Annotated in this window: 11 protein-coding genes; 6 read left to right on the top strand and 5 right to left on the bottom strand. The window is 67.8% G+C overall.

Annotated features, from left to right (window positions below):
- The 6 genes from VGI62_RS15415 to VGI62_RS15390 all read left to right on the top strand — a co-directional run.
- A partial coding sequence (locus VGI62_RS15415; RefSeq protein ID WP_331505398.1) for a phage tail protein occupies positions 1-454 on the top strand: 454 nt, incomplete at its 5' end.
- Positions 455-692: 238 nt separating this feature from the next.
- On the top strand, positions 693-1,238 hold the full coding sequence (locus tag VGI62_RS15410) for an SgcJ/EcaC family oxidoreductase (RefSeq protein WP_331505397.1): 546 nt from the start codon (positions 693-695) through the stop codon (positions 1,236-1,238).
- 200 nt (positions 1,239-1,438) lie between these two features.
- Positions 1,439-1,570 carry a hypothetical protein gene (locus tag VGI62_RS15405; RefSeq protein WP_331505396.1) on the top strand — a complete coding sequence of 44 codons (132 nt, stop codon included), beginning with the start codon at positions 1,439-1,441 and terminating at the stop codon, positions 1,568-1,570.
- A gap of 103 nt (positions 1,571-1,673) precedes the next feature.
- Positions 1,674-2,567 carry an alpha/beta hydrolase gene (locus VGI62_RS15400; RefSeq protein WP_331505394.1) on the top strand — a complete coding sequence of 298 codons (894 nt, stop codon included), beginning with the start codon at positions 1,674-1,676 and terminating at the stop codon, positions 2,565-2,567.
- 198 nt (positions 2,568-2,765) lie between these two features.
- Positions 2,766-4,406 (top strand): TIR domain-containing protein, encoded by a 1,641-nt coding sequence (locus VGI62_RS15395; RefSeq protein WP_331505393.1) that lies wholly within the window; start codon positions 2,766-2,768, stop codon positions 4,404-4,406.
- A 199-nt stretch (positions 4,407-4,605) separates the two neighbouring features.
- The gene (locus VGI62_RS15390) at positions 4,606-5,556 is read left to right on the top strand and encodes an amidohydrolase family protein (RefSeq protein ID WP_331505392.1); all 951 of its coding nucleotides are present in this window, start codon (positions 4,606-4,608) and stop codon (positions 5,554-5,556) included.
- Positions 5,557-5,727: 171 nt separating this feature from the next.
- On the opposite strand, the gene VGI62_RS15385 is transcribed toward VGI62_RS15390, so the two are convergent.
- From VGI62_RS15385 to VGI62_RS15365, 5 genes are all read right to left on the bottom strand, one after another.
- The gene (locus VGI62_RS15385) at positions 5,728-6,255 is read right to left on the bottom strand and encodes a hypothetical protein (protein WP_331505391.1); all 528 of its coding nucleotides are present in this window, start codon (positions 6,253-6,255) and stop codon (positions 5,728-5,730) included.
- Entirely contained in the window at positions 6,252-6,395 is a 144-nt protein-coding gene (locus VGI62_RS15380) for a hypothetical protein (protein ID WP_331505390.1), read from the bottom strand. The genes VGI62_RS15385 and VGI62_RS15380 overlap by 4 nt, the downstream gene beginning before the upstream one ends.
- A 240-nt stretch (positions 6,396-6,635) precedes the next feature.
- A complete protein-coding gene (locus VGI62_RS15375; RefSeq protein ID WP_331505389.1) occupies positions 6,636-7,892 on the bottom strand; it encodes an MFS transporter in 1,257 nt (418 codons plus the stop codon).
- Positions 7,893-8,148: 256 nt separating this feature from the next.
- On the bottom strand, positions 8,149-9,156 hold the full coding sequence (locus VGI62_RS15370; protein ID WP_331505388.1) for a prenyltransferase/squalene oxidase repeat-containing protein: 1,008 nt from the start codon (positions 9,154-9,156) through the stop codon (positions 8,149-8,151).
- A complete protein-coding gene (locus tag VGI62_RS15365; protein ID WP_331505387.1) occupies positions 9,156-10,430 on the bottom strand; it encodes an ankyrin repeat domain-containing protein in 1,275 nt (424 codons plus the stop codon). Before VGI62_RS15365 ends, VGI62_RS15370 begins: the two co-directional genes overlap by 1 nt.
- Between the last annotated feature and the right edge of the window lie 66 nt (positions 10,431-10,496).

The raw sequence follows: 10,496 nt of genomic DNA, 5'->3' as shown, positions 1-10,496 counted from the left end.
CCTGCGGTGGGACAATGAGGTGGTGGCTGGCGTCTCCAAGGTGAGCGCCCTAAAGCGGACGACGCAGGTGGTGGAGCATCGCGAGGGCGGCGATCAGTCCATGTCGCACAAGTCGCCGGGGCTCACGAAGTACGAGCCGATCACCCTGGAGCGCGGGCTCACCCAAGATCCCGCCTTCGAGGCCTGGGCTGAGAAGGTCAACGGCCTTTCCGCCGGAGGTCAGGTCTCGCTGGCCGACTTCCGCAAGGATGTGCAGCTTGAGCTGCTGAACGAGGCTGGCCAAGTGGTGAAGGCCTACCGGATATTTCGATGCTGGCCCTCAAGCTATCAGGCCGTGCCGGACCTGGACGCCAACGCCAACGCGGTCGCCTTTGAGGTCCTGGTCCTGGAGAACGAGGGTTGGGAGCGCGACACCGCGGTCGTCGAGCCTGAGGAGCCGAGCTTCGGCGACTAGCGTCCCTCCTGGCGGCGCCTCTACCGCTCGCCCTTGCGCAACCGGCCTCGTCGAACGTCCGTCGCCAACAACCGCTCAGGGTTTTCGGACATCAGATTGCACGTCGGTGCCGTCGGCCTAAGGGGGCCGGTTGCTAAGCGGTCTCGGTCGTCGGGGCGCCTGGATTGGACGTTGGCGGTTGCAGGCGTAACATTGGGGCTGGCCGGTATACACGCGGCCGATCTGGGGAGATCCTACGATGCAACATGCCACCTTCGCCGGCGCCGCTCTGGCGTTGTCCCTCAGCGCTGCCCCCGTCGCCTTTGCGGCCGAGCCCGCGACGGCGCCCGCCGCCGCTTCGGATGCAGCCAAGGCGGGGCCCAGCGACAAGGCCCAGATCGCGGCGCTGGAGAAGCGGTTCACGGCCGCCTTCAACGCCAAGGACCTCGGCAAGATCATGGCGGTCTACGCCCGCAACGGCCTCTTCGTGTACGACGTCGCGCCGCCGCGCGAATACGTGGGCTGGGAGGCCTACAAGAAGGATTGGGAGGGCTTGTTCAAGGAGGCCTTCCCGGGGCCGATCAAGTTCTCGATCTCGGACCTGGCCATTACGACGGACGGGAACATGGCCTACAGCCACTCGACCCAGACGATCGACGCGCCGGGCAATGCGAACCCGAAGCTGGTCGTCCGGGTGACCGACGTCTATCGCAAGACCGGCGGCCACTGGCAGATTGTGCACGAGCACGTCTCGGTGCCGGTGGACATGGCCACCGGCAAGGGAGACCTGCTCTCCAAGCCCTGACCGATCCCCGACGGATTGGCGGCTTGAACTTCCGCTCAGGGTCGATTGTGTTGATAAACTCGGCGGTTGGGATCGCGGGATTGTGGGGCCGGGAGGCTTGGCGAAGAGATTGCGGCGGCCCAAGCCCCTTAGGTGGCCATGGCGGGCGTCTGGGCCGGGATCAGCTTGGCTAGTTTCCTTAGATTTTGGGCACCGATCTGATGGTCGACCTGTTCGGCGAGGAGGCCGCCACCTGCCCTCGATCGGTGGCTGGAATGGCCGAACTGGCATTCAACTCGCCCGTCATCATCAAAGGCGAGGTCGAGATCAGAGACGGTCGCGAGTCAGCCTAGAGTTTGATGAACGGCGCACGCCGGGCGAACGCGGACTTTTGCGCAAGCCTGTTAAATGGAGCCCAATGACGGACAAGGTCTTGGCTTGGGGGTGGCCGCAAAGATGGCAATTCTGATCGGAGTAATGGCGTTGCTTGCGGCGGTGGCGCCGGCTGCGGCCGCGCCGCCCGTGAAGTATGTTGCGGTCGAGAGAGGTCGATTGGCCTACGTCGAGACCGGACGCGGCGAACCGCTGGTCCTGGTCCATGGCGGCATGCAGGACTATCGCTTCTGGGCTCCGCACATGGCCGCCCTGGGCAAGCATTTCCATGTGATCGCCTACAGCCGCCGAAACCACTATCCGAACGACATCAGCGCCGAGGGATGGGCCGACACCGCCGCGGACCTGCATGCTCACGACCTAGCGGCGTTGATCGCAGCCCTGCGCCTTGGTCCCGTGAACCTCGTCGCCCATTCGTCCGGTGCGCACGCCGCGCTCTTCTTCGTCGACCAACATCCCGAGTTGGTGCGCACCCTGGTGGTGAACGAACCGCCGGCCTCCGGGCTTCTCGCCAGTGATCCAGCGCTGGGCGAGGTCGGCCGCGCGTTCAATACATCGCTTGGGCCGTCGCGGGAGGCGTTCAAGGCCGGCGATCTGGCCGCAGGCGTCAGGCTGTTTACCGACGCCGTGAGCGGTCCGGGGGCCTTCGAGCAGCGCAGCGCCGAGCAAAAGGCCATGCTGATGGACAACGCCGTCGCCCATCAGGTCGACGCCATCTCGAGCCGCCCGCGCCCCGTCTACACTTGCGAAATGGCCAAGCGCATATCCGTGCCGGTCCTGATCACCAATGGCGAGCGCAGTCCCCGCTTCTTCCACGCGGTCACCGACGAACTTGCCCGCTGCATAGGACATGCGAAGCGCGCCTCGTTTCCGGCATCTCACGGGGTCCCCCAGGAAGCGCCCATAGAATTTGACGACGCGGTGCGGTCATTCCTCGCCCCACGTCCGCCGGGATAGAACGCGCCCGAAGGCCCTCTAGGGGTCGAAAACGGTTGTTGGCGTCACGCCCGACAGCTGACGTCAGACCTGCCGCTGCTGCTCAGCCGGCTCGTGCGGCCGATCGAGCGCGCCTGGAGCGACGACCTTTCCCGTGGCGACGGCCGTCCGCGGTCGCTACGGTCGGGGGTAGGCCGATCAAGGAGGAGCCGCGCAGGGATGCCGGATGTCTTCATCTCCTACGCGCGCTCGACGGAACCCGAGGCCCACGCGATCGCGGAGGCCCTTCGGGCGCGGGGGCATGTGGTGTGGCGCGACGACCAGATCGCCGCGCATCAGGCGTTCGGCAAGGTGATCGAGGAGCGGTTGGCCGAAGCCAAGGTGGTCCTTGTGCTGTGGTCGGCTGACGCTGCTGAGTCCGAGTGGGTGCGTTCCGAAGCCAGCCGGGCCCGCGCCATGGGCAAGCTCGTGCAACTCACCCTGGATCGGTCTCCGCTGCCCATGCCGTTCGACCAGATCCAGTGCGCCAACCTGGCCGGCTGGCGCGGCGGCGCGGATACCCCAGGCTGGCGACAGGTGCTCGCCGCCATCGCCGATCTTCACGGGGCACCTGCGGACGTGAACCCCGCGTTGCCGCTGGCGCTGCCCCTGCCCGGCAAACCCTCTATCGCCGTCCTGCCCTTCGCCAACCTCTCGGGCGATCCGGAACAGGAGTATTTCGCCGACGGCATGGTCGAGGAAATCGCCACCGCCCTGTCGCGGATCCGGTCGATCTTCGTGATAGCCGGCGGCTCGAGTCTGTCCTTAAAGGGCGGCGGCGTCGGGGCGCAGGAAGCCGCTCGCCGTCTCGGCGTTAGCTACGTGCTCGAGGGCAGTGTCCGCAAGGCGGGGGGCCGGGTGCGCATCGCCGTCAAGCTGGTCGACGGCGTCAACGGCGAGCAACTTTGGGCGGAGCGGTTCGAGGACACCCTCGAGGACGTCTTCGCCCTGCAGGACCACGTGGCGCTCAGCGTCGCGGGCCGGATCGAGCCGACCGTGCAGATGGCCGAGACCCGGCGGGCTTCAGCCCGGCCCACTGAGAACATGGGCAGCTACGACCTCTACCTGCAGGCCTGGCCGCTGCACCGCGCCTATACCGAGGCGGCGACCCTGAAGGCGCTGGATTTCGTCGAGCGCGCCGTCACGCTGGACCCTGCCTATGGCTCGGCGCTGGTCCTGGCCGCGGTGTGCCACAACCTCATCGACCTCTACGGCTGGTCCAAAGACCGCGATCTCAACCGCCAGCGCGGCATCGACATGGCGCGGCGGGCCGTCGCCGCCGCGCCGGATGACGCCAGCGTGCTGGCCCATGCCGCCTTCGCCGTGGCGCACCTCGAGCACGACGACGCCGCCGCGGTCAGCCTGGTCGAACGGGCCATAGCCCTGAACCCCGGCTGCTCGGCGGTCTGGTTCATGAGCGGCCTGGTCCGTGTGAGGATCGGCGAGACCGATCTGGCTGTCGCCCACCTGGAGACCGCCATGCGGTTGGACCCGATCGGGCCGGACCTGCCCAACCAGATCGGCTTCATGGCCTGGGCGCGTTTCCAGCAGGGACGGTTCGCCGAGGCCATCGCGCTCGCCAAGGAGTTCGTCCGGCAGAAGGACCACCCGCGAGGCTATGCCTTCCTGGCGGCGAGCTATGGCCACCTGGGACAGACCGACGCTGGGAGAGAGGCTCTCGACCGTTATCGCGGCCTGGCGCACCAGCCCGTCGAAGCGTTCGCTCGATCGTTCATCCTCAATCCAGCGGGACTCCAGCTGTTTCTGGACGGGATCGCCCTCGCCGAGGGAGGACGCCAACCAGCGGAGACTACGGGCTAGTCCCGCTTGACCTCGAAGGTCCGCTATGGGGGTCGAAAGCTCACCTTGGCTCCGAGCCGGAAAACAGACCTGGCGACCGTCTGGCCGGGGTGTGGAAAGGAGACCCTGGACCGAAGCTTCGCGAAGTTCCTCGCAAGCGTTCCCATTGCGCTGAACCGTGTTGGATTCTTCAGTAACTGAAATCTGGGCAGGGACTTCCATGAGCGTCATCGACTTCGAATGCGACACACCGACCAAGGAGGCTGTGGAGGACACGATCCGGCTGATCAAGTCCGGGCGCGGTTTCGACAAGGAGGGCTATGCGCAGCTGATGGCGCCGGGCTGGGCGGCGCAGATCGGCATGAGCCTGGAAGAGTTCAATCAGGCGAAGGCGACAATCGGCCTGACCGGGCTGGCGCTGAAGCTCTGCGAAAAGGACATGGAGCGCGCCATGAGCCACGCCGAGATCATCGCGATGCTCGATGAGGCCGGGGTCTCCCACGCCTGCATCGGCAACGCTGGACGCCGCGCCGCCAACGAGGATGTGGCCAGGTTCGCGGCGGAGTATCCGGATCGCCTGATCCCCTGGTTCCGCATCTGGGGCGACGAGGGCGAGGCCGGCGTCGCCAAACTGGAGCACGGCGTGCGCGAACTCAGCTGCCGAGGCTTCGAAATCTCGTGCTATCGCGAGGAGCGCTACATCAACGATCCGGTCTATTTCCCGTTTCTAGCCAAGTGCGTGGAGGTGGGCATCCCGGTGCGGATTACCGCCGGCGTCCACCTGTTGTCGGATCGGCCGTACGACTATGCGCACCCGAAATATCTGGACGAGCTGGCGATCCGGTTCCCGACCCTGCGGATCGTCGCCGGCCTAGGCGGATGGCCATGGATCGGCGACTTGGTGGCGATCGCTATGCGCCACCCCAACCTCTACATCGACATCGCCTGTCGGCGGGTGAAACAGCTCCTGGCTCCCGGGTCGGGCTACGATGCGCTGGTCTATTACGGAACCCGGGTCCTGCAGGACAAGATCATCTTCGGCAGCGGCTGGGGCACCAGCATGATCCCCCTGGCGCAGTTGGTACGCGAGACCGACGCCTTGCCCCTGACCGACGCGGTCCGGGCCAAGTGGATGTACGGCAACGCCGCGCGCGTTCTGGGGATCGCGTAGGCTGTCCCCGCAGACGCGCCCGCCAACGCGACGTTCGGGCTCGTCGTCGAAGGGCGGACGTTGGCGATGTCGGCTGAGGGTGTGGGGAGCGGAAACCGGCCGGCCCGCTCCTCTGCGCCTGGCGCAAGTCGTGACGGCGCGCGCTGACAGCGCCCGTATTCGCGACGCCCGTCACACGAGGGGCTTCTCCTCCAACGCCGAAGCCCACTGCTGCAGTCGCTGCCCAGCCGATTGCGGCGTCGTCTGCGCCAGCATCTCGTTCATGAACGCCGCGAACTCGGCGCCGAACTGGTGCGTATGCATTTGCCAGGCGGCGCGCATTCCCTTGGATCCGGTCAGCTGGCCCCGCACGCCCGCCACGAAGCTGCGGTAGGCCGCATCGTCGAAGAGGCCCGCCTGGTGCTGCAGGAAGCTGTCTTCGCCGCTGAGAAACGCCGCTCGGCAGATGAGTAAATAACGCTCGAGGTCATCGCCCGTGAGTGTCTCGGGCGCATGAAGGCCCCTGATCCAGACCGACGCCATCTGAGGCTCGGCAATGTGCATCAGATCCATTGTCAGGCGGTCCGCGCGGCCCTGCTGCATCAGGCCGCGCTGGTTCTTTTCGGCCTGCCGGACCTGCATGGCCACGTACATGAGCGAGATGGTCAGGGCGGCGCTGCTGATGATGCTCGCGACCGTCGCGATGTCGGTAAGGTTCAAGTGGCGTCCCCCAGCTGCTTAACCTGCAACTCGCGTAGCATGGGCCGCCCGCGGTCGTAACCGCGAGCCTCGCTCCCGGCCAAGGTCAGCAACGGGGTCGCGAGCGGACCTGCGGCCACGACCAGAATGCGGACATTCATTCTTGCCGGCTCTGACCTCTACCCCGTTCGGAAGTTCCTGTTTCGGGAGGGAAGCCAAAGCCCGCTGGCGACCCCGTTGCGGTCGTTGGCCCGCCACCGCGTCGGCGCCCCGGACCGATCCCGATGCCTCGACCGTTCGGAAAGCGAGTTGTGGATCAGGCGAGCGCCGGCCCTTCCGCAAGCTGCAACAACCGCGAATATTCAGCCCGTTCAGATGATTCCATCTGAACGGTTCACGGTCTACGCAGCTTTCCAGACCAGCGGCTCTACGCGGCGCACGATGACGCACCAGCAGAGGATGCCGACGGTCGCCATGCCCGCGGCGACCACGAAGGCCGAGCTGAAGCTGCCGGTCTTGTCAACGATCCAGCCGGTGATCAGGGGGCAGACGATACCGGCGACGTTACCCACCCCGTTCTGGAAGCCCATCCACTTGCCCGCCGCATGCGGCCCGGCCAGCGTCTGGCCCAGCGCATAGTTGCTGGGGCCAATGAAGCCGAAGCCGAAGCCCGCCACGAACAGGGCTGCGATGGCGATGGTAGGCCCGGCCATCGAGGTGACCATGAAGCTGGCGGCGACGATAAGAAAGCCGGTCGCGATGAAGCCCTTGCGGACCAGCTCCACCGGACGGCCGGCCGCGATCAGCCGGTCGTTCGCCCAGCCCAGAACGATCAGGCTGGCCGCGTAGACCAGGTAAATCTCGCCGCTGAGCACGCCCATGTGCGCCATGCTGAAGCCGCGCGCCTTGACGAGGTAGAGCGGCAGCCAGCTGACCACGAAGTAGAAGGCGTAGTTCAGCGCGAAGTGGCCGAGGCCCGCGCCCCAGGCCTCGCGCCGGCCGATGATCTCCAGGAAGGACGGCGCCAGCGGATCGGCGGCCCTGGCCGCGTCGGCTGCAACGCGCGAGGCTCGGGTGGCCATCAGCCAGGGCCCGAGCCAGAGCAGCGACGCCAACCCGAACATGATAAAGCTGGGCCGCCAGCCGACCCGGCTCATGATCAGCCCGCCGGCGAAAACGCCGAAGGCGGGCCCGAGCGAGGTGCCGACCAGGATGATGCTGTTGGCGGCGCCCAATTGGTGCGGAGGCAGGTGCTGGCCGATCAGCTTCGAGGAGCAGGGAAAGGCGGCGCTTTCGCCCAGGCCGAGCACGACCCGCAGCACCAGTAGCGCGGCGAACCCCGTGACCAGGCCAGAGGCGGCGGTGGCGAGCGCCCACAACGCCAACCCGGCGGCCAGCACGCGGTAGGGGCTGAAACGTTCGGTCAACCAGCCCGCCAGCAGCTGGCAGGGCGTGTAACTCCAGAAGAATGCCGAGGTGAGAACGCCGATTCTGCCGGCCGAGAGGTGGAGTTCGTCCTTGATGAGCGGCGCGGCGGTGCCGAAGTTGCCCCGGTCAACATAATTGATGAAGACCATGAGGCCGAGCAGCGGCACGACGGCCGCGCCCATCGCGGCCCGTGCCGGCTTTGCCCCGACCGCAGTATCCGCGACCGCCATGGTGTCCCCCAACCCCGTTCTGCGAACGCTAGCCGTTTCCACAGGTCCCGCCAGGAGAATGTGCGGGGAGGGCTGACGGAGTCGGCCTTGCGCCAAGAGCTGCCGCTGGGATGGCTCCGGGTTCGGGACATTCAGCCAACGGGTTGCCAACCCCCGTCAACGGCAAGGTTCGGGCAGGGAGGCAAAGCCTGCCGACGACCCCGCAGGAAACCTCCGGAGAGTCCGCTTGCCATCCTAGGGGTCCGGTCCGCGGAGCCTAGAGCGCGTAGCCCATGGCGGTGACGGCGTAGGCCGTCGCCCAGGACGAGATCCACTGGTCCCGCCCGTAGGGGAAGCCGCTGTCGATCGGCGGCTGGATCGGCAACGCGTGGGCGGTCACATGCCACGAGCCATCGCTCGCCTGGGTTCTCAGCAGGTAGTCGAGCCCGCGGCGATACACCGGGTCGGAGGTCTTCACGCCGCTGCGGTGGAGGGCGATCAGACCCTCGCCGGTCGAGAAGGCGTCGCTGGCCAGGCCCGGCTTCTGCGACCAGCCGCCGTCCTGGTTCTGGGCGGAAGCTACGTCGCGGGCGGCGGCAGCGATGCTGCCGCGCGGTGCCTTGGCCCACACCAGACCTTGCAGCCGGAAGGCGCGCGAAAGGCTGTCCGGACCCGCCGGCGTGGCCAGCAGCCAGGTGCGCGCACGCCCGATCGCCTCGTCGGCCTCCTTGCGTAGGGACGGCGGCGCGTAGGCGTCAACCGCGCGCACCGCGCGGGCGGTGACGTCGAACGCGCTCTCGCCGTTGGGCGTTCGCACAGCCACAGCGTTCCAGGCGCCCTTCTGGCCCTGCTTGGCCAGCAGGTAGACGACTGCGTCGTCGGTCTGCTGGTCGGCGCCATAGCCTACCTCCGCCAGGCCGGCCAACATCGCGGCCACGACAACTTCGGCGCCGCCTCCCACCTCGTGCCCCAGCATGTAGTTGTGCCGCAGCTTCAGGACCTCGACGGTGGCCGCGAGCTGGTGGTCATAGACGACCGGGTTGAGCATAACGCCGTGCCCGCGAAGCGCGCTGGCCGCCACCATGGGATCCACCTGGTTGTGGCAGGACGAGCAGGTCGCCTGGCGCTCGAACTTGAACTGGGCCCGATCGAGCAGGCCGATCGACTTCTTGATGGAAGCCCGCAGAATCTCCGAGCGCTGCGCGTCCTGCCCGGCCGGCGCGGCCCCGGCGGATGGCGAGATCAGCAGGGCTGCGCCGATGGCGAGCAGGACGAGACGGCGCATCACTTCGCTCCTTTGGCGAGCAGGGTCTCGACCACCTGGGGATTGGCGATCCGAGCATAGGTGAGCGGCGTGCGCCCGTGCGCGTCCGGCGCATTGACGTCCGCGCCGGCGGCCAGCAGCAGCCGGACCTTCTCGGCCGCGTCGCGGTCGGAGACAGCCGCGGCGATCATCACCGTCGCGCCTTGCGGCCCTTTGCCGTCCAGCGTCGCGCCCAGTTGCAGCAGCCGCTGCACGAGGGTGGCGTCGGCCCCATTGGCCGCCTCCACCAGCGCGTCGTTGAGGGTGGCGCCCCGCGCGCCCTGCGCGATCAGATAGTCGAGGCACGCCCTGCAGCGGGCGCTGATCACCCCGCCGGCGGCCTCTGCGGCGCCCAGCCCATTGGCGGGAAGCACCGCCGGGAAGATGGCCTTGAGCGTATCCAGGTCCGCCGGCTCGCCGACCGCGCCGCCCAGGCGCGGCCCCTGAACCTCGGTGGCCTTCGCCCCGTGGCTTATGAGCAGGCGCACGACGCCGGCGCTGCGGGCGCCGCCTGCGGCGGCGATCAGCGGGGTCGCGCCGCCGTCCGTCACCGCGTTCACGTTAGCACCGCGCGCGACCAGCAGGGCCGCAATGGCGTAGTCGCGCACACCCCAGACCAGGGGCGTGACGCCGTCCAGGTTGGCGGCGTTGGCGTCGGCGCCCTTGTCGAGAAGCGCCCGCACCTCGCCCAGCGAGCCGAAGACGACAGCGTGATGCAACAACGTCGAGCCGTCGCGTCCGCGCGCCTTCAGGAGCGTAGGGTCAGCCAGCGCCTTGGCGATCGCCGCCTTGTCCTGGTTGCGGACGGCCAGGCGGAAGTCGTCGACGCGCGGGTCTACGGTGATGGTCTTGGCGCGGTCCTCCGGCCAGCGGGCTCCGGCATCGATCCAGGCCTTGATCGCGCCCAGCTCCAGGACGCTCAGCTCGTTATCGAGCGGCATGCGCTTGGAGGCGACCATCTGGAAGAGACGGCTGCCGGAGCTGTCGCCGGGCACGATCACGGGCCCGTGGGCGCTGCCCTTGAAAGCGGCCTCCCGGTCGTCGAGCCGCAAGCCACCGCGCTGCAGCTGTGCCCCGTGGCAGCCCGAGCACCGGCTGACGAAGATCGGCCGGATGGCGCCGTTGAAGTCCGGGCCGCGCCCGGCGGCCTGGGCCGGCGCGGCCGTTGGCGTCTGCTGGGCCGCAGCAGCAGGCTGCGCCGCACTGGGTCCGGCGACGAGGCACGCGAGCAGAAGCCCTATCGGAAGCAACCTCACTAGAATCCCCCGCACCTCGCACCGTGTTCGGTGAACCGCTTTCGGCGATCCGTCAAGCGTCGCCTA

This window comes from Phenylobacterium sp., assembly GCF_036495085.1.
Classification (GTDB): Bacteria; Pseudomonadota; Alphaproteobacteria; order Caulobacterales; family Caulobacteraceae; genus Phenylobacterium.
The sequence above is the reverse complement of the archived record's forward strand: the minus strand, read 5'-3'. Positions and strand labels throughout refer to the sequence as shown.

Excerpts from the sequence above, each read along its gene's own strand:
- VGI62_RS15375 (WP_331505389.1), bottom strand. The coding sequence starts at position 7,892 with ATGGCGGTCGCGGATACTGCGGTCGGGGCAAAGCCGGCACGGGCCGCG.
- VGI62_RS15380 (WP_331505390.1), bottom strand. The coding sequence starts at position 6,395 with ATGAATGTCCGCATTCTGGTCGTGGCCGCAGGTCCGCTCGCGACCCCG.
- VGI62_RS15395 (WP_331505393.1), top strand. The coding sequence starts at position 2,766 with ATGCCGGATGTCTTCATCTCCTACGCGCGCTCGACGGAACCCGAGGCC.
- VGI62_RS15370 (WP_331505388.1), bottom strand. The coding sequence starts at position 9,156 with ATGCGCCGTCTCGTCCTGCTCGCCATCGGCGCAGCCCTGCTGATCTCG.
- VGI62_RS15405 (WP_331505396.1), top strand. The coding sequence starts at position 1,439 with ATGGTCGACCTGTTCGGCGAGGAGGCCGCCACCTGCCCTCGATCGGTG.
- VGI62_RS15400 (WP_331505394.1), top strand. The coding sequence starts at position 1,674 with ATGGCAATTCTGATCGGAGTAATGGCGTTGCTTGCGGCGGTGGCGCCG.
- VGI62_RS15390 (WP_331505392.1), top strand. The coding sequence starts at position 4,606 with ATGAGCGTCATCGACTTCGAATGCGACACACCGACCAAGGAGGCTGTG.
- VGI62_RS15410 (WP_331505397.1), top strand. The coding sequence starts at position 693 with ATGCAACATGCCACCTTCGCCGGCGCCGCTCTGGCGTTGTCCCTCAGC.